Origin of the sequence: Rhodoplanes sp., assembly GCF_013377085.1 — a bacterium.
Lineage (GTDB): Bacteria > Pseudomonadota > Alphaproteobacteria > Rhizobiales > Xanthobacteraceae > Rhodoplanes.
This window is the reverse complement of sequence record NZ_JACAAX010000008.1, coordinates 1-21,268: the sequence shown is the minus strand read 5'-3', so window position 1 is coordinate 21,268 and position 21,268 is coordinate 1. Positions and strand designations below refer to the sequence as shown.

The window sequence follows — 21,268 nt, the reverse complement described above, 5'->3', positions numbered from 1 at the left end:
GAAATTAGTGAAGACGGCCTATGCCCGGGTGGTCAACCTTGCGGGTGGAACGGCAATGCGCATTCGGACGATGTTCCTTGTTTGCCTGGCCGGAGCCTCGGTGCCGGGCCTGATCACGGCAGGCATCCTGGTTCAGGACGGATTCGGGAGGTTCCAGAACGCGCGGTCCTCGGGCGATGCCGTGAGTGTCGTGACGGCGACGATGCGGATTCCGGAAAGCCTGGCGAACGAGCGCGGCCCCTACAATGTCGCGCTCGCGACCGAGGCGCCCGTCGACGAGAAGACCAAGGCCGCGATCGCCGGCCTGCGGGGGACCACCGACCAGCGGCTGGCGTCCGCGACGACGCTCCTGCGCGAGTCGTCGCTCGATTCGACCGCCCTGGTCGGGATTCTCGAGAAGGTCTCGACGGACCTGACCGCCCTGCGGCGACGTCTCGACCGCAACATGGCCCTGCCGCGGAAGGATCGCGAGCCGGATGTCTTCGCCGCGTCGGTCGCCGAGTTCGAGCGCCACTACGAGGCCATCGACCGCCTGGTGGGCGCCATCGACGGCGCCGCGGCCGGCAAGATCGCCGGCGTGCCGACCTATATCGACATCGCCCGCAAGAGCGCCACGGTCCGCCTCAACAGCGGCAATCGCGGCACCGTGTTCATCCAGGCGATGAGCGCGGGCGCGCCGATGACGCGCGACCAGCTCGACCGGATCGCCGAACTCGGCGGCCGCATCGACCAGGACTGGTCCAGCATCGTCGCGGCGACGCATCGGATCGGCGATCCGAAGCTCGTCGCCGATGCCGTCGCGACCGTGCAGCAGAAGTTCTACGGCGACTCCGCGGCCGTCTACGCCGAGATCATGAAAGCGGGCCGTTCGGACGGCAAATACCCGCTGTCGGTCGTCGAGTATCGCCAACGGCACGTCCCGGGGCTCGAAAGCACGCTGTTGCCGCGCGACGCGGCCCTCGCCACGGCGGCCGAGGTGGTCGCGGTCGAACGGCGACAGGCGATGATCCAATTGGTCTCGGCACTGGTGCTGATGGGCATGGCGCTCGGCGCCGTGGCCGTGGCGGCCGTGGTGTTCGGGCGCCGCGTGCTGCGGCCGGTGGCGTCGCTCACCGGCGTGATCTCGCGCCTCGCCGATGGGCAGCACGACGTCGAGGTGCCGGCGCGCGACCGCTCCGACGAGCTCGGCCAGATGGCCCAGGCGATCGAGGTGCTGCGCCAGAACGCCATCGCGGCCGACCGGATGGGCGAGGCCCGCGAGGCGGAGCAGCGCGCCAAGGACCAGCGGGCGCAGCGGATCGACACGGTGACGGGACGGTTCGAGGGCCAGATCGGCGAGCTCGTCAAAACCCTGTCGACGGCGGCATCGACCATGGAGGGCACGGCGCGGTCGTTGAGCACGACGGCGGGCGAAAGCAGCCGTCAGGCGACGACCGTCGCGGCGGCCTCCGAGCAGACCTCCGCCAATGTGCAGACGGTGGCGACCGCGACCGAGGAGCTTTCCGCCACCACCCAGGAGATCGGCCGTCAGGTGACGCAGTCGGCCGCGATCGCCAATCAGGCGGTCGAGGAGGCGAAGCGCACCGATGTCACGGTCCAGAAGCTCGCCGACGGGGCCCAGAAGATCGGCGAGGTGGTCGGCCTCATCCAGACCATCGCGTCGCAGACCAACCTGCTGGCCCTCAACGCCACCATCGAGGCGGCGCGAGCCGGCGAGGCCGGCAAGGGCTTCGCCGTGGTGGCCTCCGAGGTGAAGTCGCTGGCCAACCAGACCGCGACGGCGACCGAGGAGATCGCCGCCCAGATCGCCGCCATCCAGAGCGTCACCGGCGAGGCCGTTCAGGCGATCCGCGGCATCGCCAGCACGATCGACGAGGTGAGCCGGATCGCCACCTCGATCGCCTCGGCGATCGAGGAGCAGGGCGCCGCGACCCGGGAGATCGCCCGCAACGTCCAGGAGGCGGCGCGCGGCACCCAGCAGGTCTCGGGCAACATCGCCGGGGTGACGCAGGCTGCCGATGCGGTCGGCGGCGTCGCCGGGCAGGTGCTCGGTGCGGCCGGTGAGCTGGCGGCGCAGTCGGACCGCCTCAAGCAGGGCGTCGAGGGCTTTCTGGGCGAGATCCGCGCGGCTTAGGGGCCCCGTCCGCGCGGCCTGCCGTCAGTGCGGGCCGCGGCGCACGAGGTCGACGATCGCCGAGAAATCCATGCCGCCGTGGCCGGCCGCTGCGAAGGCGTCGTAGAGGGCGGCCGCGTTTGCCCCGAGCGGCGTTGCCGCGCCCGCTGATTGTGCGGCGTCCTGGGCGATCTTCAGGTCCTTCAGCATCAGGGCAACGGAAAAGCCCGGCTTGTTAGTCGCGGTTGGCCGGCGAGGCCGGCACCGGGCCGGGGACCGGGCAGTAGCTGGTCAGCGACCAGCACTGGCCCGACGAGGTCGAGGCGACATCGAACAGCGCCTGGTGCGACAGGCCGAGCTTTTCGCCGAGCACGAAGGCCTCGCACACGGCGATCATCGAGACGCCGAGGATCATGTTGTTGCAGATTTTTGCCGCCTGGCCGTTTCCGGCTGGGCCGCAATGGACGATTCTTTTGCCCATCGCGGCCAGCAGCGTCTCGGCCCGCGCGAACGCCGTCGCCTCGCCGCCGCACATGAAGTCAGCGTCGCGGCGGTGGCGCCGCCGGTGCCGCCCGACACCGGCGCGTCGACCGACCGACAGCCGCGCTCGGCCGCCATCGCGTGGGCTTTGCGGGCGCTGTCGAGGTCGATGGTCGAGGAGTCGATCACGAGCGTGCCGGGTGCCGCATGGGCCAGCACGTCGCTCCACACGGCGAGCACGTGCGGGCCCGGCTGCAGCATGGTGATCACGACCTCGGCGCCGGCGACCGCCTCGGCCGCCGAGGTTTTCGGCGCGACCCCGGCTGCAGCGACGGCCTCCAGATGGGCGGCGCCCAGATCGACGCCGCGGACCGCGTGCCCGGCCTTGACCAGGTTCGCGGCCACCGGACCGCCCATGTTGCCGAGGCCGATGAATGCGACGGTGAGTATTGGCAAGCTCCCTTATTACGGGCGCGATGGTTGCAATCGATCGCGGCCTCACCGTAGGCTTGCGGTATCGACACCCTCTTTTCTCGATGCAATGGAGAGCACCGGTGCCGTCAAACCCGAACCCGCTGAATCCTTGGGAGGTGCTCGTCGAGGCGCAACGGCGGGTTCCGGCATTGCGCTTTGCGATTGGCGTCGCCGGCATCGCGGCCGCCGCCGCGATAGTCAGTCATTTCGCCGGGGACACCCGATCGGCCGTCATTCTCATCTCTCTCGTGTTCGTCGGAATGATCCTTCTGTTTGCGTTTTCGCGACTCGTGACGGCGCGAAGTCGCGGCGCCCGGATCGCCGGAGAGCTCTTGCTGTGGAGCGTGACGGCATTCTTCGTCTTGTTCCTCGGATTCACTGCTTGGGCCGCATTCGACGGGCGTCCTTGCAACTGGGCCGAGTTTCTTAACTGGCGCAGACATCCGTCGTGCATCCAAACCAACGGGGAAAAGCCGCCGTCCGATCCCGACACGCACACCTCCGCCGCGCTTCAAACCTATGACGGGTTCACCATCATGATCCCGCAGGACCAGAAGCCACCCTCGCCGCGGTACTGGAGTTCGAAGGGAGGCTACTGGGAAGAAGCCTATCCGGACGGCGTCCGCTCGTTCCACGACATCACGGGGCGTATCGTGCTCAATGGCTGCAACGGAACCCGAACCAGGAAGCAGGACTATCCCATATTTGAAGTTTTCATCCCCGACCGGGACTGCCAAGCCAAACGACTCATGTTCCGCCTCAACAGGGATTCATGGAACTGGTGGCTGCCTATGATCGACCCCAAATAGTGCATTCGATCGGCGATCGGTCCGAGATCCGAAACGGCCTCGCCGGCTCTTGCCGACGGAGGAAGCCGTCTCGTAGCCCTGCATGGTGAAGCCGCGGCCGTCGACCGCGAGCGTCGCTCCTTCGGCGATGCCGATGTCGATGTAGCTCTTCACCTTGTCGAGATGGGCGCGGGTGCGCGCCCTGGAGGTCGGCCTGAGCACCACGCTGTTCGAGCACCATCCGCAGGGCTGCCGCCTGACTGCGCCCGGCGAGCGGCTGCTGGCCGCCGTGGAAGCCATGGAGACTACGGCGCTCGGCGTCGAGAGTGCCATTTCGGGCACCGACGCGGCGCTGTCGGGCACGGTGCGGTTCGGCGCGCCCGACGGGTTCGGCACCTGGTTCCTGGCCCGGCGGCTCGGCCCGCTGTTGGCGCGCCACCCGAACCTGACCGTGCAGCTCGTGCCGCTGCCGCGGGTCTTTTCGCTGGCCAAGCGCGAAGCCGACATCGTCGTCACGATCGACCCGCCGGATGCGTCGCGCCTCGACGTCCGGCGGCCGGCCGACTACACGCTCGGCCTTTATGCGAGCCGCGACGATCTGGCCGCGCACGCTCCCATCGGCACCGTCGCCGACCTGCGGGACCACCGGGTCGTCTGCTATGTGCCGGATCTCCTGTTCACCGACCGGCTCGACTATCTGGGCGAGTTCGGCATACCCGACGGGCTACGGTTCGAGTCTGCGAGCGTGATCGGGCAGCTCGAAGCGGTCCGCGCCGGCATCGGCGTCGGCGCGCTGCACGACTTCGTCGGACAGGCCGATCCCGCCCTGCTGCGGGTGCTCCCGGCGACGGTCTCCCGCACCTGTTGGATCGTCGCCGACACCGACATCCTCGCCATCGCCCGGGTCGGCGCGGTGTTCGCCTTCGTCGTCGACGCGGTCACGACGGAGCGGTTCGTGTTCGGCCGAGCCGCGCGAGGCGCCGCGTCGATCGACATCACTGGTTGCACGATCTGGTTTTCTTGTAAGCTGCCGTCTTCGGCTTTCTGCGGCGACGCGGGCGTCTGCGCGCCGAGCGTTTATTTTCGAATGTCGAGGTTTTTGCATCCATGAACCAGCCGACATCGACCGCGACGACCGTGACGGGCGCGACCCGCATCTCCCCGGCTCCGCAGGTACCGGCGGCGACCGCCTACCGGCCTCGCCACAAGCTGCGGTTCGTCACCGCGGCGAGCCTGTTCGACGGTCACGACGCCTCGATCAACCTCATGCGGCGGATCCTGCAGTCGGGCGGCGCCGAGGTGATCCATCTCGGCCACAACCGCTCGGTCGAGGAGATCGTCGACGCGGCGCTCCAGGAGGATGTCCAGGGGATCGCGGTGACGTCCTATCAGGGCGGCCACATCGAGTTCTTCGGCTACATGATCGACCTGCTGCGGCAGGCCGGCGCCTCCGACATCAAGGTTTTCGGCGGCGGCGGCGGCGTCATCGTCCCGGCCGAGGTGGCGGCCCTGCACGCCCGCGGGGTCGAGCGCATCTACACGCCGCAGGACGGCCAGGCCATGGGCCTGCAGGGGATGATCGACGACGTGATGGCGCGCGCCGACGTCGACCTTTGCGCGCGGCTGCCGGCGGATCCGCTGGCGTTCACGCGCGGCGACCGCCGTGCGCTCGCGCGCATCATCACGGCGTGCGAGAACGAGGCCTGTCCGGCCGAGATCAGGGCCGTGCTGGTCGACGCCGGGCAAAGGCAGGTTCCGGTGCTCGGCCTGACCGGCACCGGCGGCTCCGGCAAGTCGAGCCTGACCGACGAGCTCTTGCGGCGCTTCCGCCTCGACCATCAGGACGCGCTGAAGATCGCCGTGCTGGCCGTCGATCCGTCGCGGCGCCGATCGGGCGGGGCGCTGCTCGGCGATCGCATCCGGATGAATGCGCTGCATCATCCGAACATCTACATGCGGTCGCTGGCGACCCGCGAGGCCGGATCGGCGCTGTCCCGCGCCGTCCCGGACGCCGTCGCGGCCTGCAAGGCGGCCGGTTTCGATCTCGTCATCGTCGAAACCTCGGGGATCGGGCAGGGCGACACCGCGATCACCGGGATCGCCGACCTCTCGGTCTACGTGATGACTCCGGAGTTCGGCGCCGCGACCCAGCTCGAGAAGATCGACATGCTGGACTTCGCCGACTTCGTCGCCATCAACAAGTTCGAGCGTCGAGGCGCCGAGGACGCCCTGCACGACGTCCGCAAACAGGTTCAGCGCAATCGCGGTCTGTTCGACCGGCGGCCCGAGGACATGCCGGTGTACGGCACGATCGCGGCGCGCTTCGACGACGACGGCGTGACGGCGCTCTACCAGGCGATCGCGGACCGGTTGGCCGGCCTCGGGCTGCCCGGCGGCGAGCGGCGGCTGCCGCGGGTTTCGGTCAGACAGGCATCGGCCGCCCGCGCGGTGGTGCCGCCCGAGCGAAGCCGCTATCTCGCCGACGTCGCCGAGACGGTCCGTGCCCATCACCGGCACGCCGCCGCGCAGTGTGCCGTCGCCCGCGACCGGCAGGCGCTGTTGCGCAGCCGCGCGCTTCTGCAGACGTGCGGCGGCGCCGACGCCGATATCACGGCGCTGATCGCCAGCAAGGAGGTGCAGCTCGATCCCGAAAGCCGCGACCTGCTGGCGGCGTGGCCCGCCACGGTCGAGCGCTATCGCGGTACCGAGATGATCACGGCCGCGCCGGGCAGGGAGACGCGCAACGGCCTCGTGCAGACGACCCTGTCGGGCACGCCTGTGCCCAAGGTCGCGCTGCCGCGCTGGCAAGACGACGGCGAAATCCTCGCCTGGCTCTTGCGCGAGAACGTGCCGGGCGCGTTTCCGTTCACGGCCGGCGTGTTCGCCTTCAAGCGCGAGAGCGAAGATCCGACCCGGATGTTCGCCGGGGAGGGCGACGCGTTCCGGACCAACCGCCGTTTTCACATGCTGTCGGAAGGCATGCCGGCCAAGCGCCTGTCGACGGCGTTCGATTCCGTCACGCTCTACGGCGCCGATCCGGACGAGCGGCCGGACATTTTCGGAAAGATCGGGAACTCCGGGGTGTCGATCGCGACGCTGGACGACATGAAGGTCCTCTATTCCGGCTTCGACCTTTGCGATCCGGCGACCTCGGTGTCGATGACCATCAACGGCCCGGCGCCGGTCATCCTGGCGATGTTCCTCGACACCGCGATCGACCAGCAGCGCGGTCTCTTCCGCGACCGCGAGGGCCGCGATCCGACCGACGCCGAGGCGGCGGCGTTGCGCGCAAAAACGCTCGCTACTGTGCGCGGCACCGTGCAGGCCGACATCCTGAAGGAGGACCAGGGCCAGAACACCTGCATCTTCTCGACCGACTTCGCCCTCAGACTGATGGGCGACGTGCAGGCGTATTTCGTCGAGAACGCCATCCGCAACTTCTACTCGGTGTCGATCTCCGGCTATCACATCGCCGAGGCCGGCGCGAACCCGATCTCCCAGCTCGCCTTCACGCTCGCCAACGGTTTTACTTACGTCGAGGCCTACCTGGCGCGCGGCATGTGCATCGACGACTTCGCCCCCAACCTGTCGTTCTTCTTCTCCAACGGGATGGATCCGGAATACGCCGTCATCGGCCGGGTCGCGCGCCGCATCTGGGCGATCGCGATGAAACACCGCTACGGCGGAAACGAGCGGTCTCAGAAGCTGAAATACCACATCCAGACGTCGGGCCGTTCGCTGCATGCGCAGGAGATGGCGTTCAACGATATCCGCACCACGCTGCAGGCGCTGCTCGCCATCTACGACAACTGCAACTCGCTGCACACCAACGCCTTCGACGAGGCGGTGACGACGCCGACCGAGGACAGCGTGCGGCGCGCGCTGGCGATCCAGCTCGTCCTCAATCGCGAATGGGGGGTCGCCAAGAATCAGAACCCGAACCAGGGCTCGTTCCTGATCGAGGAGCTGACCGACTTGGTCGAGGAGGCGGTGCTGAGGGAGTTCGACGCCATCGCGGCGCGCGGCGGCGTGCTCGGCGCCATGGAGACCGGCTATCAGCGCAGCAGGATCCAGGACGAGTCGCTCGCCTACGAACAAATGAAACACGACGGGTCGCTGCCGATCGTCGGCGTCAACACGTTTTTGCGTGCGATGCCGGAAGCCGCTGCCGACTTTTCGTGCGGCCTGGTGCGCTCGACCGCGGAAGAGAAGCACTCGCAGATCACGCGCCTGCGCGATTTCCAGTCCCGGCACGCGGCCGAAAGCAGGCCGGCGCTGGCCCGTCTCCAGGCGGCGGCGACCCGCGGGGACAACATGTTCGCCGTGCTGATGGACGCGGTGCGCTGCTGCTCGCTCGGCCAGATCGCGACGGCGCTGTTCGAGGTGGGCGGCCAGTACCGGCGGAACGTGTGACCGGCGCGATCATGCCGGCCCCTCACCGCCCTCGTCCCGAGGAGCCCGCGCAGCGGGCGTCTCGAAGGGCGGGGGCGGCCGCGGCGCGGGCCTCAGCGGCCTCATGGTTCGAGACGCGATCCTGCGGATCGCTCCTCACCATGAGGGGAGGCCAGGACATCGTGGGCGGGTCAGCCGAGAAGCGCGGTGACCCGCCGCAGGACGCGGGCAAGAACGGCGGATTACGGCGCTTCGCGCCTCATCCACCCTGCGAAGTCGTCACTGCCCGCGCTTCGCCGCGCTGGCGAACCTTCGGGCTTCCTCGGCGGCGCGGAACAAAGCCTTGGCCTTGTTGACGCATTCCTGCTGCTCGGCGGCCGGGTTGGAGTCCGCCACGATGCCGGCGCCGGCCTGGACATACATGGTGCCGTCCTTGACCAGCGCGGTGCGCAGCACGATGCAGCTATCCATCTCGCCGGCGGCCGAGAAGTAGCCGACGCAGCCGGCATAGAGCCCGCGCTTCTCCGTCTCCAGCTCGTCGATGATCTGCATCGCCCGCACCTTCGGCGCACCCGAGACGGTGCCGGCGGGAAACCCAGCGGCGAGCGCATCGAGGGCATCATTCGAGGAGGCGAGCCTCCCCTCGACATTGGAGACGATGTGCATCACCTGGCTGTAGCGCTCGACGAAGAACTGGTCCGTCACCGTGACGGTGCCGATCGCGGCGACGCGGCCGACATCGTTGCGGCCGAGGTCGAGCAGCATCAGGTGCTCGGCGCATTCCTTCGGATCGGCCAGAAGCTCCTCCTCCAGCGCCTTGTCCTCGTGCGGCGTATTTCCGCGCGGCCGCGTGCCGGCGATCGGCCGGATCGTCACGGTGTTTTCTCGCACCCGCACCAGGATCTCGGGGCTGGAGCCGACCACGGCGTAGCCGCCGAAATCGAGGAAGAACAGGAAGGGGGCCGGATTGACCCGCCTGAGCGCGCGGTAGAGGGCGAACGGGGGCAGCGCGAACGGCGTCGAAAAGCGCTGCGCCAGCACGACCTGAAAAATGTCGCCGGCGGCGATGTACTCCTTGGCCCGCCGCACCATCTCGGCGTACTCGTCCGCCGTGGTGTTTGACACGGGCGGCGTGTCGAGCGCTTCCGACAGGTCGCCGGCCGGCTCCTTGAGCAGCGGCCGGTCGAGCGCGTCGACCACGGCGGTCAGCCGCTCGACGGCGCGCGCATAGGCGACGCGGGCCGGCACGGCGGGATCGGGCCGCACCGGCGTCACCAGCGTGACGGTGTCCTTGACGGCGTCGAACACGATGACGACGGTCGGCCGTACCAGCACGGCGTCCGGGATGCCGATCGGGTCGGGGTTGGGCGGCCCCAGATCCTCCATCAGCCGCACCGTGTCGTAGCCGAGATAGCCGAACACGCCGGCCGCCATCGGCGGCAGGGTGTCGGGGAGCGCGATGCGGCTGTCGGCGATCACGTTGCGGAGCGCCGCGAGCGGCGGCTCGGGGCAGGGCGTGACGACATCGGGCTGGTCGCGGACCGGGCGGACGATCTCGGCCTTGCCCGCGACGATGCGGAAGACGAGGTCGGGATCGAGCCCGATGATCGAGTAGCGGCCCCGCACGGCACCGCCCTCGACCGATTCGAGCAGGAAGCTCGCGGGCTTTCCCTCCGCCACCTTGATGAAGGCGGAGACCGGCGTCTCGAGGTCGGCCACCAGCGTGGTCGACACCACCTGGGCGATGCCGCGCCCATAGGCGTCGACAAAGGCTCCGGCCTGCGGTTCGATCTGCATGTCGCTTAACGCTTGCGGCTCGCTTGCGCTTACGGCTGGTCGGCCGAGCCCCGTCCGACCGCCTGGGCCAGCGCCGCCTGGTTGATCTTGACCTTGAGGTCGGACTGTAGCTGGCCGACATATTGCGCCATCACGTCGTCCGAATAGGCGTTTCGCAACTGGTCGAGCAGCTTCTTGGTGACGTCCGCCTCGGCGTCGAACGGCGGCGGCTTGACGTCGGTCACCCGGAACACGATGCGCTCGGTCGGGCTGGTGCCGATGGCGGTGCCGACGCCGTCCTTCGGGGTCTTGAACACCTGGGCGATCACCTCGGGGGGCAGCGGCCCGCCGCTGCGCCGCCCGAGGCCGGGCGCGGACTCGACCTTGAGCCCATCGGTGGCCGCGACCTCGGCCAGCCAGGCGCCGCCCTTCAGCTTGTCGGCGATCTCGGTCGCCTTGGCGGTCAGCCGCGTGGCGATCTCGTCGTTGCGCCAGCGTTCGGCGACCCGGTCCTTGACCTCGTCGAAGGGGCGCTCGCGCGACGGCGTCACGCTGTCGACCTCGTACCAGACATAGCCGCCGCCCGGCAGCGTCACGGCCTCGTTCTCGATGCCGACCTGCGACGCGAAGGCCGGGCCGAGCACGTCGATGTCCTTCGGCAGCGTCACGGCCTGGCCGTCGGGGGCGCGGCCGGAGCGGTCGACCGCCGCGATAATCTGCACCGGCAGCTTGAGCTTCTGGCCGATCTCGTCGAGCCGCTGGCCGCCGGCGAGCTCGTCCTCGACCTTGTCGCGCAGCTCCGCCAGCGTGGCCTTGGCGCGCTCCAGCGCGAGGTCCTTCTTGATCTGCGGTGCGACCTCGGCGAACGGCGTCGCGTGGCCGGGCTCGATCTTGCCGACCCGCACGATCGCGGTGGTGAAGCGGCCCTTGACGGGGGCGCTGACGCCGCCGTCGGGCAGGCCGAAGGCCGCCGCGGCGATCGCCGGGTCGAGCATCTCGGCCTTGGCCACCAGCCCGAGGTCGAGGTCGGTGGGGGCGACGTTGCGCTCGGCCGCGAGCGCCTCGAAGCTCAGGCCGCCGGCGAGCTTCTCGTGGGCGGCCTGGGCCTCCTCGATGGTCGGGAAAGAGATCTGCTGCAGTTGCCGCTTCTCCGGCGTGGTGTAGCGGCTGGCGCGCGCCTCGAAGGCCTTCTTGGCGTCGTCGTCGCTCACCTCGGCCGTGCGGGCGATCTCCTCGGGCGACAGCGTGAGGAGCAGCAGCTTGCGGAACTCGGGCGCGCGGAACAGGAACTTGCGCTGGTCGTAATAGGCCTGGAGCTGCTCTTGGGTCGGCGCCGGGATGTCGCCCGCCTTGGCGGCGTCGAGCACGACATAGTCGATGAACCGCGCCTCGTTCTCGTAGCGGGTCAGCGCCTCGGCCATGGCCTGGGGCGCCTTGACGTCGCCGCCGATCGCGCCGGCGAGCTGGCGGCGCAGCGAGATGCGGCGCTGCTCGGAGATGAATCGCTGCTCGGTGTAGCCGGCCTGGCGGATCAGATAGGCGAAGCGGGTCTGGTCGAACTGGCCGTTGGCGCCCCGGAACGTCGGATCCTGCATGACCTGGCGGACCACCTCGGCATCCGAGATGCCGAGCCCGAGCTGGCGGGCGCGCTCGTCGAGCACGGCCTCGGCGATCAGGGTCGAGAGGATCTGCCGGTCGAGCCCGGCGGCGCGGGCCTGGTCGGCCGTGATCGGACGGCCGAGCTGGCGGCCGTATTGCTGCAGCCGGTCGTTGTAGAACTGGCGGAACTGCTCGACCGTGATCTCGCTGTTGCCGATCGTCGCGACCGTCGAGACGCCGAAGCCGCGGAAGATGTCGCCGATCCCCCAGACGACGAAGCTGATGACCAGGAACGTGACCACGGCGGCCATGATGACCTTGCCGAGCCAGTTGGATGAGGCTTTTCGCAATCCGCGGAGCATGTGTCCTGTTCGCAATGGTTCCGGGCGTCTTCACGCGACATCCGCGATACGGGTGGCGGAAGAAAGCCCCGTCGATCGGCCGCGCCGCCCGCCGGGCCTGGCCGGCGGCGCGCGAGGGGGAAACGGCCATGGTTGGCCGGCCTGACGGCGGGCGCATCATAGGCAGGGTGCCTCCCCCCCGCAACAGAGGCTAACCGCCCGCGCGGCGGCGGATTTTGTCGCACCGCCGGGACGATCATGGCATAACACCCAGGTTGAACCCGGCCATGGCCGCGTTCGCGCCGGCGCCCCGGGGGCTCCGTTGCGCCCACGCCCGGAGCCTTGGCCCGAACGCCTTGACATCACGAGGACTCCGATGACGGCTGCGCGTCGTCCGCTGGTCGCGGGCAATTGGAAGATGAACGGGCTCGCGGGCTCGATCGGCGAGCTCGACGCCATGGTGGCGGCGGCGCCGGGCTACGCGCGGTGCGACCTGATGGTGTGCCCGCCGGCGACCCTGGTGGCCGCCTTCGCGGCGCGCGCCAAGGGAACCCTGGTGGCGATCGGCGGCCAGGACTGCCACGCCGAGGTGTCGGGCGCCTTCACGGGCGACATCGCGGCCGAGATGCTGGCCGATGCCGGCGCCGGCGCCGTGATCGTCGGCCATTCGGAGCGCCGCACCTACCACAAGGAGAGCGACGCCGAGGTGCGCGCCAAGGCGCTGGCGGCCTGGCGGGCCGGGCTCCTGGCCATCGTCTGCATCGGCGAGACCAAGGACGAGCGCGTCGGCGGAAAGACCCTCGACGTGCTGGGCGTCCAGCTCGCCGGCTCGCTGCCGGACGGGTCGACCGCCAAGAATCTCGTCATCGCCTACGAGCCGGTCTGGGCGATCGGCACCGGCCTGACGCCGACCGCGGCCGACGTCGCCGAGGCGCACGGCTTCATCCGGGCCCGAATCGTCGCACGCTTCGGCGCCGAGGGGGAGGGCGTGCGCATCCTCTATGGCGGCTCGGTGAAGCCCTCCAACGCTGCCGAGCTGATGGCGGTCGCCAATGTCGACGGCGCGCTGGTCGGCGGCGCCAGCCTCAAGGCGACCGACTTTCTGGCCATCGCGGCGGCGTACAAGTAAGCCCGCCCGTTCGCGTAACGCCTTGGCGTGGAACGTGTTTCACCTCCCCCTGGAGGGGGAGGTCGGACCGCGAAGCGGTCCGGGAGGGGGTGATCGGCGAAGCCGGCCTGCGTGGCTTCACCCCACCCCGGTGCGCGCTGTCGCGCGCCCCCGACCCTCCCCCTCCAGGGGAGGGTGAACGCAAGTCACGATCGGCATTTTTCGGTTCCACGGGTGGAAAAGCGGGGCGGGATCGTGTAGACGCGGCGCGCCGCCCCTATATGTCGCCGGTCGGCCCCGGTGCCGGACCCCGGTGCGGGTCGCGTCACAGGGTATTCGGTTTTTTCAGCGTCGTTTCAGCGGAACGTCCCATGCAGACCGTCGTCATTGTCGTCCACCTGATGATCGTGCTCGCCATGATCGGGCTGGTGCTTCTCCAGCGGTCCGAGGGCGGCGCGCTCGGCATGGGCGGCGGCGGCGGCTTCATGAGCAACCGCGGCAGCGGCAACGCCCTGACCCGGGCCACCGCGGTCCTGGCCGGGGCCTTCTTCATCACCAGCCTGCTGCTGTCGGTGCTGGCCGGCCTCTCGCACCGGCCGACCTCGGTGATTCCGGTCGATGGCCCCTCGGCGCCGGCCTCCGGCACCCAGTCGCCGCTCGGCAGCGGCCGCGGCGTGCTCGACCAGCTCCCGGGCGGCGGCCAACCGGCGGCACCCGCGGCGCCGTCCGCACCCGCTCCGGCCCCGTCGGGTCCGGAAGTGCCGCGCTCGCAGTGACGGGCGGGCCTCGGCCCGCCGCGCGGGCCGGTCGCCCGTTCGACGACATCCGTCATCCACGGCCGAGTCGAGCTCGTCCGCCACACGAGACTTTGGAGACAAGCCATTGCGTGATGGCGTGAAACACCCGGCCGTGGCGATGATGCCCTGGTCCGGCGGGGCAGCCCTGCGCGCAAATGCCTCGTCGAATCGCTTCCCGGGCGTTAGAGCTTGAGCCCCATGACGCGGTACATCTTCATCACCGGCGGCGTGGTCTCCTCGCTCGGCAAAGGCTTGGCTTCGGCGGCGCTCGGGGCGCTGCTGCAGGCGCGCGGCTATTCGGTCCGGCTGCGCAAGCTCGACCCCTATCTCAACGTCGATCCGGGAACGATGTCGCCGTACCAGCACGGCGAGGTGTTCGTCACGGACGACGGCGCCGAGACGGATCTCGACCTCGGCCATTACGAGCGCTTCACGGGCCGCCCGGCGACCCGCCAGGACAACATCACCACGGGCCGCATCTACCAGGAGATCCTCGCCAAGGAGCGGCGCGGCGACTATCTCGGCGCCACCATCCAGGTGATCCCGCACGTCACCAACGCCATCAAGGACTTCATCCGCGACGGCGGCGACGGCTACGACTTCGTGCTGGTCGAGATCGGCGGCACGGTCGGCGACATCGAGGGCCTGCCGTTCTTCGAGGCGATCCGCCAGTTCGGCATCGAGGTGCCGCGCGGCGCGGCGATCTACATCCACCTCACCTTGCTGCCCTACATTCCCTCGGCGGGCGAGCTGAAGACCAAGCCGACCCAGCACTCGGTCAAGGAGCTGCGCTCGATCGGCATCCAACCCGACATCCTGCTGTGCCGCACCGACCGGCCGATCCCCAAGGAGGAGCGGCGCAAGCTCTCGCTGTTCTGCAATGTGCGCGAGACCGCCGTGATCGAGGCGCGCGACGCCGATTCGATCTACGCCGTGCCGGAGGCCTATCACGAGGCCGGCTTCGACGCCGAGGTGCTGCACGCCTTCGGCCTGCCGGCCGAGCGCGAGCCCGATCTGGCCCGCTGGCGCTTCATCACCGACCGCATCCGCAACCCGGAAGGCGAGGTGACGATCGCCATCGTCGGCAAGTACACGGGCATGAAGGATGCCTATAAGTCGCTGACCGAGGCACTCACCCATGGCGGCGTCGCCAACAAGGTGCGGGTCAATCTCGACTGGATCGAGAGCGAGGTGTTCGAGCGCGAGGATCCGGCGCCGTTCCTCGAGCACGTCCACGGCATCCTGGTGCCGGGCGGCTTCGGCCAGCGCGGAGCCGAGGGCAAGATCCAGGCGGCGCAGTTCGCCCGCGAGCGGCGGGTGCCGTATTTCGGCATCTGCTTCGGCATGCAGATGGCCGTGGTCGAGGCGGCCCGCAACCTGTGCGGCATCGCCGACGCCAACTCGTCCGAGTTCGGTGCGACGACCGAGCCGGTGGTCGGCCTGATGACCGAATGGCTGCGCGGCAACGAGCTGGAGACCCGCGCCCAGGGCGGCAATCTCGGCGGCACCATGCGGCTCGGCGCCTACGCGGCGGAGCTCGCCGCCGGCAGCAAGGTCAGCGCCATCTACGGAGCGACCGAAATCTCCGAGCGGCACCGCCACCGCTACGAGGTCAACACCCGCTACAAGGACCGGCTCGAGCGGCACGGCATGCGCTTCTGCGGCATGTCGCCGGACGGCCTGCTGCCCGAGATCATCGAGTATGTCGATCATCCCTGGTTCATCGGCGTGCAGTTCCACCCGGAGCTGAAGTCGCGTCCCTTCGCCCCGCATCCGCTGTTCGCCTCCTTCGTCGGGGCGGCGGTGGAGCAGAGCCGGCTGGTGTGATCCGATGAAGCATGTCCTCGGCGTCCTGGTCGCACTGCTGGCGATCCTCACCTGGACCTTCGCCGGTACCATCATCGAGCTGGAGACCTACCGCAGCGCCAACGCGGAGGGCCTCTGCCACGTCGCCGCGGTCGACTACACCGCCGACTCCGGCGCCCGCCAGGCGCGCGAGCAGTGCCTCGTCGCGGCCAAGACGAGCACGGGCGCGATCGGACATCTCCTGCACGCCCTGCACATCCAGTGAGGCGCGTCTTTCAATAGATGTAGGCTGGTCAAAGGCGCAAAGCGCCGTGACCACGCGACCGTATCGGCGATCTGGCAAACGCGTTCGGTGGGCACGCTGCACTTTGCCCACCCCACGGTTGCCCGATATGATGCCGACGGTGGGGGCAGGCCCGGCGGAGCAGGCATGAGCGACACCAGGCGCACGCTCTACGACGACGACATCCTGCTGTGGTCCGAGCAGCAGGCGGAGGCGATCCGTCTGCTCGGCGGCCGGCGCGACCTCCCCAACGCGTTCGACGCCGAAAACGTGGCCGAGGAGATCGAAAGCGTGGGGCGCTCCGAGCTTGCCGCGGTCAAGAGCCAGATCCGCTTGATTTGTCTTCACCTGATCAAGCTCGCGACGGACCCCGACAGCGATGCGGCGCGCCACTGGCGCGGCGAGCTCGTCGCCTTTCATGCCGAGCTGATCGGTCGGTACGCGCCCTCGATGCGTCAGCGGATCGATCTCGCGGCCCTCTGGGTGTCGGCGTTGGAGCAACGGACGCAGGAGCGCGGCGAAACCTCGCTGCCGGGCACGGTCAGCCTTCCCGCGCGGCCGCCTTTCGCGCTCGATGACCTGCTGGCCGACCGGATCGACAGCGGAAGGCTGGTCGAGCAGGTGCGCGGGGCGGCGCCGGCCTGAACCACCGTCCCTCTGCGGCACACGCACACGTGACCGCCGTCGCCTTGCCGCAAGCCGCCCCGCGGGTACTCTGCCGGCAGAAGGATGGCCGACCACGGAGAGGCGCGGATGAAGCACGGGCTCGCAGCAATATCGATTGTCGCTCTGATGGTGGCCGCCGCCGCTCCGGCCTCGGCTGCCGACGGCTCCGCCGCCGCGCCTGCGCCGAGCCTCGGCTGGACCGAGGTCGGCCCGCAGACCGCGACGTTCGGCCCGGCGCCTCGGACGAAGCTCGGCGCCATCCTGTCGCCCGATCTCTTGGCCCCGGTGACGATGGTTCGGCCCGGCCGCTCCTACGACCTCGAGGCGTTCTCGCCGCACCTGACGGGCAGCAAGGACGCGCCGGCGCAGTTCGTCGTCGATCCGCTCTACGGCAAGGCGCCCCTGATGGCGCAGGGCGTGGAGTAGGGCGCGCTCGCGACAATCGTACCGACGCACGGCTCGCGCGCCGCAACGCGGCCGCCGCTCCCTCAGCGCGAGCCCGGCTGGTCCTTGAGCCGGCGAGGTGAAATCTTCCGGCCTTCCAGAATCGCGTCGCTCTTCGGATCGAGCAGGCCGGCCCCGCCGGCCACCGCCCACCACAGCGAGTCGGCGCGGTGCACGATGATGGCCTCCAGGCTGCGGACGAGAAAATCGCCCTCGTAGGAATGCGCCAGAACGATGTGCATCACCTCCTCGGGAAGGCCGACGGCGACGCAGACGTGAATGCCGTAGACCGGGTGGCGCAGCGACGGCAGGCCGGTGCGTGACGGATCACCGGTCCATTTCGCCCGGTTGACCGGATCGAACTCCCACGGCTTGCCGACGTCGTGGACGAGGCCGCCGGCGATCACCACATCGCGATCGATGTCCGCCTCCGGATAGGCCGACAGGAACTCGTCCGCGATCGAGGTCGCCACCCGCGTGACGCCGCGCAGATGGTCCGCCTGAGTTCCCCGCTTGAGCAGGAAGATGCCCGGATTGCCCTCCGCCGGCAGGCTGGTGATGCGCTCGAAGCTGCTTTCAGCGAGCGCGTAGGCCCACGCCTCGACGACCTTCCGGCGAAGCTCCTCGCTGCCGATCCAGGCGATCTCCGGCAGATCCTCGACGACGGTCCGGCGCAGCGCGTCGGTGATGGGCCGGCGCGGTCTTTGCGGGGTGGTCATGGGAATTTCCTCCGGCATGCCCGGGTGCCAAAGCCGAACCGCGACGGCCCGGCTATTCCGGCCGAATAGCCGCCTCTTTCACGAAGCTCTTCCACCGCGCGATCTCGGCGCGGACGAACCTGTCGGCCTCCAGTCCGTCGGCGATGCCGGGATCGAGGCTGAGATCGGCGAGGCGTTTGCGATAGGCGTCGCTGGCCAGGATGGCGGCGACCGCCCCGCGTATCTTCGCGGCGACGTCGGGCGGCGTTTCGGTCCGCATCGAAAGCACGTGCCAGGTTCGGAAGTCGAAGCCCGGAACGCCCTGTTCGGCGACCGGTGCGACATCCGGCGTGGCGACCGAGCGCGTCTGGCCGCTTGCCGCCACCGCCTTCAGCTTGCCGGACCGCACATGCTCGAGGATTTCGGCCGGACTGGCGAACATGAAGTCGAGCGTCCCGCCGAGCATGTCGGTGACGGCCGCCGAGTTGCCCCGATAGGCGATGTGGGTGACCTTGATGCCGGTCATGCTCGCGAGCTGGACGACGGCGATGTGCGACGGCGAACCGACGCCGGGCGAGCCGTAGTTGAGGGCGTCCGGCTTGGCCTTGGCGCGCGCGATCAGGTCGGCCAGGGTGGCGATGCCGCTGTCCGACCGAACCACCAGCAGGTTCGAGGAGGTGGCGTGGACGGCGACGGTCGTGAACGTCGTCGCGATGTCGTATCCGCTCGGCGGCGAGATCGCCGGTGTGATGGCGTGGGTACCGATGTGCCCGACCACCAGCGTGTAACCGTCCGGCAGCGCCGTGGCGGTCGCCAGCATGCCGATCGAGCTGTTGCCGCCCGGCCGGCTCTCGACGATCACGGGCTGCCCGAAGGCGTCCTGCAGCGGTCCGGCGATGATCCGCGCCAGCGTGTCGGAGGCGCCGCCCGCCGTGAACGGCACGATGATGCGCACGGCGCGCGACGGGAACGTCTCGGCCGCCGCCCGCCCGCCGACGATCGTCGCTGCGGACGCGGCCGTCAGACCCAGGGTGAACGATCGCCGGCTGGTCCCACTCATCGATCTCTCCAGCGTCCGGTTGCCGAGGCGTGAGCAGTCGAATTTTTTCGGGGGGTCGGAGCATGCAGGCTCGGTGCTCCAACCCGATCTATCACCTTCGGGTCTATCACCTCCGGACATTGGTTTGAAATGTCGAAACCGTAGCTATTCATGTCCGCTGGTTATGAAGTCGGCTGATCGAGCGGCGCTCGCATCCCGACGTCCGACGACATCGGGGCGGCCCCGCCGCAGCGGAGCGCCCCTCGCGTCGACGCGCCACCCTCAAGGCGTTCGATGGGGGGCCGGCGCCAATGCGCCTTTGGCCGGCCACTGAGGTTCCGAAACCACGATCTGGTCGTAGCAGGCCAGGCGGGCACCGGTGTCGGCCATCGCCCGGCACTGCTCGATGGTCGGACGGGCCGGTTCCGTGCGGAACAGGGCCGTCCACAGCGCCGCGACGACGACGAGGGCGCACCCCGCGACCACGACGACCAGCGCCCCGATGGCGACGTTCAGCGCCAGCGGCGTATGCGCCGTCGGCCGGCCGAGGTGGATTGGGCGAAACAGCATGACACGCTCCCGACGACACGCGGCCGACACGGCCCGGCGCGAGATCGTCTGCGACCTGGCGGTCTCAGATCAGGTGGTTGCGGACGCAGTACGCGATCGCTCCGTGATCGGGGTGTCGCGCGTCGCTGTCGTCGTTGGATGCCTCGTGCCCGCGGGCAGCCGTACCGACGTGCTCGCGGTCCGCTCGTCCGACCGGCATCTCCTCGCGTGAGTCGAGAAACGGCGACGGGGCGTTGCTCATCGCGCGGTCTCCGCGACGCGGCCGTACTTCTCCCGCCACTTCGGGCCCGGCCCGCGCATGTAGTGCCGCTCCGGCTGGTAGCGGTCGTCGGGCGCGCCCAGCAGCAATTCACGAACTCGGACGAGGCACGCCAGCAACGGCTTGGCCAGGGCATGCAACGACAACATCGGCTTGCTCCTCGGTGGAACAGGGTCTTGCTGCTCCCCAAGATGCAGTCCCGGCCGTAGGTTTTCGAGACGGCCCGGCACCGGCCCGTATAAAGACGGCATAGGGGTGGCGGGCAGGGCGGGCCTTCACGCCGACTACAAGGCCGGCCGCGGCGATTTCGCCGACGCCGCCATCGGCGACATCAATCACATCCGCGGCTGCGAGGCGACCGCCACGTTCGACCGCAGGGCGGCGAGGTTGCGGAGTTTCGTCCGGGTGACGTGAGCGAGCGGTGCGAGCGAACAGCCGCGCAGCCCGTAGGGTGGGCAAAGCGAAGCGTGCCCACCGTCTGGAACCAGACCGCGTGGGCACGGCGCTCTGCGCCTTTGCCCACCCTACGCTTGCTACATATTGGGTAGGAGAATAGGATCCGCGATCGGACAACGATTATTCGTGGTATTTCGGAAGCAAACCTCGACGCCACCCCCCGACTGGCCATAAAGCGGCACCGCTGCGCCGCACTCAATCAAACTTGGAACTGGCTGCAGCTCCCACCGGAAGCATGCCGGAAGAAGGTTTGGCAGAGCGAACCGTGCCACGGCGGCAAATCCATTTACGGCAAACGCGGCTTCCGATGCGGGCGCCGCGTAGGTATCGCGCGTGATCGTGCCGCCGGTAGGGGTCCGCGTGATCCGACGGCTGGTTGGAAACGCTTCCCACCTATAGATGATGGTGGAGTTGCTGGTCATGGTGCCAAATGGGAGATGTCCGTAAATCGAAGCAGGACGCCTGGGTGGCGGCGGAAGAGGCGCAAGAGGACCGACTATGAACGCCAACACGGTCTGTTCACCTGCGTGTCGAATGTCCGGTATCCGAAGCCTCAGAGGCACTCCGAATCCACCGGGGTGTTCTGACGAAAGCGGGGGCGCTTCAGGTAGGTCCGCAAGCCAGGACAGGAATTCTTCTTCTCGCTCTTCGTGACTGAGAGAGGGCTGTAGCCATGATTGGTCCAGATAGATAGCTGATGTTCGGCTCGAAAAATGCTTGACCAAACGGAATGGCAACCCGCCCACCAACAACGATAAAAATCATTTCCGGTTCGGATTGAACGCTGGCGAGGTGAAAATCCATGCCATCCTCCGCGATCTCGTCGAAGGCGCTCGGATCGGCCACTCTGAAAAGGCGCATAGCTAACTCCTATGATGCTAAGATAGTGTACTATTTCAATTTCGACAATGGGAGAATAAATCCCTTTTAATATGACTTCCGGCATAAGCAGGTCTGGCGTCTCGGCCCGGTTATGGGTGACAGAGACTCGGGTTTTTCGCACAAAAATCGCTAATGACGCTATTGCGCGTTTAGGGTACGTGGCTCACAACGGGGCTCGCCACCGCCGCCGCGCAAACAAAACTTATCCCCGCCCCGGAACTCAGTCCTATAGTTGAAGCGAGCGTAGCCCGGAAAGAGCTGACGAGACTGGGCAAGAATACGTCTTAGGCTGCGCGG

The 21,268-nt window shown here is 68.7% G+C and carries 22 protein-coding genes; 11 read left to right on the top strand and 11 right to left on the bottom strand.

Translation table 11 applies throughout. The annotated features are described in order from the left end of the window. Positions 1 to 55: 55 nt before the first annotated feature. Complete coding sequence (locus HXX10_RS08220; RefSeq protein ID WP_296521522.1) at positions 56 to 2,134, top strand: methyl-accepting chemotaxis protein; 2,079 nt, start codon at positions 56 to 58, stop codon at positions 2,132 to 2,134. 24 nt (positions 2,135 to 2,158) lie between these two features. On the opposite strand, the gene HXX10_RS08215 is transcribed toward HXX10_RS08220, so the two are convergent. Genes HXX10_RS08215 through HXX10_RS08205 form a run of 3 tightly spaced genes read right to left on the bottom strand, consistent with a single transcriptional unit; the run spans position 2,159 to position 3,049 of the window. Next, positions 2,159 to 2,323, bottom strand: coding sequence for an NAD-binding protein (locus HXX10_RS08215; protein ID WP_296521519.1), 165 nt, complete (start codon positions 2,321 to 2,323; stop codon positions 2,159 to 2,161). A 25-nt stretch (positions 2,324 to 2,348) separates the two neighbouring features. Further along, a complete protein-coding gene (locus HXX10_RS08210; RefSeq protein ID WP_296521517.1) occupies positions 2,349 to 2,528 on the bottom strand; it encodes an NAD-binding protein in 180 nt (59 codons plus the stop codon). Further along, complete coding sequence (locus HXX10_RS08205; protein ID WP_296521512.1) at positions 2,525 to 3,049, bottom strand: NAD(P)-binding domain-containing protein; 525 nt, start codon at positions 3,047 to 3,049, stop codon at positions 2,525 to 2,527. Before HXX10_RS08205 ends, HXX10_RS08210 begins: the two co-directional genes overlap by 4 nt. Before the next feature lie 98 nt (positions 3,050 to 3,147). Between HXX10_RS08205 and HXX10_RS08200 the strand changes: the two genes are divergently transcribed. From HXX10_RS08200 to icmF, 3 genes are all read left to right on the top strand, one after another. Continuing rightward, positions 3,148 to 3,876, top strand: coding sequence for a hypothetical protein (locus HXX10_RS08200; protein ID WP_296521509.1), 729 nt, complete (start codon positions 3,148 to 3,150; stop codon positions 3,874 to 3,876). 172 nt (positions 3,877 to 4,048) lie between these two features. Then, positions 4,049 to 4,966, top strand: a complete 918-nt coding sequence (locus tag HXX10_RS08195; protein WP_296521506.1) for a LysR family transcriptional regulator — start codon at positions 4,049 to 4,051, stop codon at positions 4,964 to 4,966. Further along, positions 4,963 to 8,268 (top strand): fused isobutyryl-CoA mutase/GTPase IcmF, encoded by a 3,306-nt coding sequence (icmF, locus tag HXX10_RS08190; RefSeq protein ID WP_296521503.1) that lies wholly within the window; start codon positions 4,963 to 4,965, stop codon positions 8,266 to 8,268. Before HXX10_RS08195 ends, icmF begins: the two co-directional genes overlap by 4 nt. Positions 8,269 to 8,526: 258 nt before the next feature. Here icmF and trpE read toward each other — a convergent pair whose 3' ends face one another. Together trpE and HXX10_RS08180 are read right to left on the bottom strand one after the other, a co-directional pair. Further along, complete coding sequence (gene trpE, locus HXX10_RS08185; protein WP_296521502.1) at positions 8,527 to 10,044, bottom strand: anthranilate synthase component I; 1,518 nt, start codon at positions 10,042 to 10,044, stop codon at positions 8,527 to 8,529. A gap of 29 nt (positions 10,045 to 10,073) precedes the next feature. Further along, positions 10,074 to 11,984: a SurA N-terminal domain-containing protein gene (locus HXX10_RS08180; RefSeq protein ID WP_296521501.1), complete on the bottom strand. Its 1,911-nt coding sequence runs from the start codon at positions 11,982 to 11,984 to the stop codon at positions 10,074 to 10,076. 355 nt (positions 11,985 to 12,339) lie between these two features. On the opposite strand from HXX10_RS08180, the gene tpiA reads away from it, so the two are divergent. From tpiA to HXX10_RS08150, 6 genes are all read left to right on the top strand, one after another. Then, positions 12,340 to 13,092 (top strand): triose-phosphate isomerase, encoded by a 753-nt coding sequence (gene tpiA / locus HXX10_RS08175; RefSeq protein ID WP_296521499.1) that lies wholly within the window; start codon positions 12,340 to 12,342, stop codon positions 13,090 to 13,092. Positions 13,093 to 13,442: 350 nt separating this feature from the next. Further along, positions 13,443 to 13,847 (top strand): preprotein translocase subunit SecG, encoded by a 405-nt coding sequence (gene secG / locus HXX10_RS08170; protein ID WP_296521498.1) that lies wholly within the window; start codon positions 13,443 to 13,445, stop codon positions 13,845 to 13,847. A gap of 219 nt (positions 13,848 to 14,066) precedes the next feature. Beyond that, positions 14,067 to 15,695, top strand: coding sequence for a CTP synthase (locus tag HXX10_RS08165; RefSeq protein WP_296521496.1), 1,629 nt, complete (start codon positions 14,067 to 14,069; stop codon positions 15,693 to 15,695). Positions 15,696 to 15,699: 4 nt separating this feature from the next. Further along, positions 15,700 to 15,939, top strand: a complete 240-nt coding sequence (locus tag HXX10_RS08160) for a hypothetical protein (RefSeq protein ID WP_296521494.1) — start codon at positions 15,700 to 15,702, stop codon at positions 15,937 to 15,939. 165 nt (positions 15,940 to 16,104) lie between these two features. Further along, positions 16,105 to 16,602, top strand: coding sequence for a DUF29 domain-containing protein (locus HXX10_RS08155; RefSeq protein ID WP_296521493.1), 498 nt, complete (start codon positions 16,105 to 16,107; stop codon positions 16,600 to 16,602). A gap of 108 nt (positions 16,603 to 16,710) precedes the next feature. Beyond that, the gene (locus HXX10_RS08150; RefSeq protein ID WP_296521491.1) at positions 16,711 to 17,049 is read left to right on the top strand and encodes a hypothetical protein; all 339 of its coding nucleotides are present in this window, start codon (positions 16,711 to 16,713) and stop codon (positions 17,047 to 17,049) included. A gap of 62 nt (positions 17,050 to 17,111) precedes the next feature. Here the strand turns inward: HXX10_RS08150 and HXX10_RS08145 are convergent, their stop codons facing one another. The 5 genes from HXX10_RS08145 to HXX10_RS08125 all read right to left on the bottom strand — a co-directional run bounded on the left by HXX10_RS08145 (position 17,112) and on the right by HXX10_RS08125 (position 19,782). After that, on the bottom strand, positions 17,112 to 17,786 hold the full coding sequence (locus HXX10_RS08145; RefSeq protein ID WP_296521490.1) for an HD domain-containing protein: 675 nt from the start codon (positions 17,784 to 17,786) through the stop codon (positions 17,112 to 17,114). Positions 17,787 to 17,838: 52 nt separating this feature from the next. Beyond that, positions 17,839 to 18,825 (bottom strand): tripartite tricarboxylate transporter substrate binding protein, encoded by a 987-nt coding sequence (locus tag HXX10_RS08140; protein ID WP_296521488.1) that lies wholly within the window; start codon positions 18,823 to 18,825, stop codon positions 17,839 to 17,841. A 261-nt stretch (positions 18,826 to 19,086) separates the two neighbouring features. Beyond that, positions 19,087 to 19,374, bottom strand: coding sequence for a hypothetical protein (locus HXX10_RS08135; RefSeq protein ID WP_296521486.1), 288 nt, complete (start codon positions 19,372 to 19,374; stop codon positions 19,087 to 19,089). A 64-nt stretch (positions 19,375 to 19,438) separates the two neighbouring features. Next, positions 19,439 to 19,615, bottom strand: coding sequence for a hypothetical protein (locus HXX10_RS08130; RefSeq protein WP_296521485.1), 177 nt, complete (start codon positions 19,613 to 19,615; stop codon positions 19,439 to 19,441). Further along, positions 19,612 to 19,782 (bottom strand): hypothetical protein, encoded by a 171-nt coding sequence (locus HXX10_RS08125; RefSeq protein ID WP_296521483.1) that lies wholly within the window; start codon positions 19,780 to 19,782, stop codon positions 19,612 to 19,614. The genes HXX10_RS08130 and HXX10_RS08125 overlap by 4 nt, the downstream gene beginning before the upstream one ends. Before the next feature lie 106 nt (positions 19,783 to 19,888). Between HXX10_RS08125 and HXX10_RS08120 the strand changes: the two genes are divergently transcribed. Beyond that, positions 19,889 to 20,047: a hypothetical protein gene (locus HXX10_RS08120; RefSeq protein WP_296521481.1), complete on the top strand. Its 159-nt coding sequence runs from the start codon at positions 19,889 to 19,891 to the stop codon at positions 20,045 to 20,047. 645 nt (positions 20,048 to 20,692) lie between these two features. Here HXX10_RS08120 and HXX10_RS08115 read toward each other — a convergent pair. Next, positions 20,693 to 20,950, bottom strand: coding sequence for a hypothetical protein (locus HXX10_RS08115; protein WP_296521478.1), 258 nt, complete (start codon positions 20,948 to 20,950; stop codon positions 20,693 to 20,695). Positions 20,951 to 21,268 lie beyond the last annotated feature (318 nt).

What these genes read in the sequence shown, in the direction of transcription:
- HXX10_RS08115 (WP_296521478.1), bottom strand. Translation starts at nt 20,950, where the DNA reads ATGCGCCTTTTCAGAGTGGCCGATCCGAGCGCCTTCGACGAGATCGCG.
- HXX10_RS08140 (WP_296521488.1), bottom strand. Translation starts at nt 18,825, where the DNA reads ATGAGTGGGACCAGCCGGCGATCGTTCACCCTGGGTCTGACGGCCGCG.
- HXX10_RS08145 (WP_296521490.1), bottom strand. Translation starts at nt 17,786, where the DNA reads ATGACCACCCCGCAAAGACCGCGCCGGCCCATCACCGACGCGCTGCGC.
- secG (WP_296521498.1), top strand. Translation starts at nt 13,443, where the DNA reads ATGCAGACCGTCGTCATTGTCGTCCACCTGATGATCGTGCTCGCCATG.
- HXX10_RS08155 (WP_296521493.1), top strand. Translation starts at nt 16,105, where the DNA reads ATGAGCGACACCAGGCGCACGCTCTACGACGACGACATCCTGCTGTGG.
- HXX10_RS08130 (WP_296521485.1), bottom strand. Translation starts at nt 19,615, where the DNA reads ATGAGCAACGCCCCGTCGCCGTTTCTCGACTCACGCGAGGAGATGCCG.
- icmF (WP_296521503.1), top strand. Translation starts at nt 4,963, where the DNA reads ATGAACCAGCCGACATCGACCGCGACGACCGTGACGGGCGCGACCCGC.
- HXX10_RS08215 (WP_296521519.1), bottom strand. Translation starts at nt 2,323, where the DNA reads ATGCTGAAGGACCTGAAGATCGCCCAGGACGCCGCACAATCAGCGGGC.
- HXX10_RS08165 (WP_296521496.1), top strand. Translation starts at nt 14,067, where the DNA reads ATGACGCGGTACATCTTCATCACCGGCGGCGTGGTCTCCTCGCTCGGC.
- HXX10_RS08220 (WP_296521522.1), top strand. Translation starts at nt 56, where the DNA reads ATGCGCATTCGGACGATGTTCCTTGTTTGCCTGGCCGGAGCCTCGGTG.
- HXX10_RS08135 (WP_296521486.1), bottom strand. Translation starts at nt 19,374, where the DNA reads ATGCTGTTTCGCCCAATCCACCTCGGCCGGCCGACGGCGCATACGCCG.
- trpE (WP_296521502.1), bottom strand. Translation starts at nt 10,044, where the DNA reads ATGCAGATCGAACCGCAGGCCGGAGCCTTTGTCGACGCCTATGGGCGC.
- tpiA (WP_296521499.1), top strand. Translation starts at nt 12,340, where the DNA reads ATGACGGCTGCGCGTCGTCCGCTGGTCGCGGGCAATTGGAAGATGAAC.
- HXX10_RS08150 (WP_296521491.1), top strand. Translation starts at nt 16,711, where the DNA reads ATGAAGCACGGGCTCGCAGCAATATCGATTGTCGCTCTGATGGTGGCC.
- HXX10_RS08125 (WP_296521483.1), bottom strand. Translation starts at nt 19,782, where the DNA reads ATGTTGTCGTTGCATGCCCTGGCCAAGCCGTTGCTGGCGTGCCTCGTC.
- HXX10_RS08210 (WP_296521517.1), bottom strand. Translation starts at nt 2,528, where the DNA reads ATGATCCTCGGCGTCTCGATGATCGCCGTGTGCGAGGCCTTCGTGCTC.
- HXX10_RS08160 (WP_296521494.1), top strand. Translation starts at nt 15,700, where the DNA reads ATGAAGCATGTCCTCGGCGTCCTGGTCGCACTGCTGGCGATCCTCACC.
- HXX10_RS08180 (WP_296521501.1), bottom strand. Translation starts at nt 11,984, where the DNA reads ATGCTCCGCGGATTGCGAAAAGCCTCATCCAACTGGCTCGGCAAGGTC.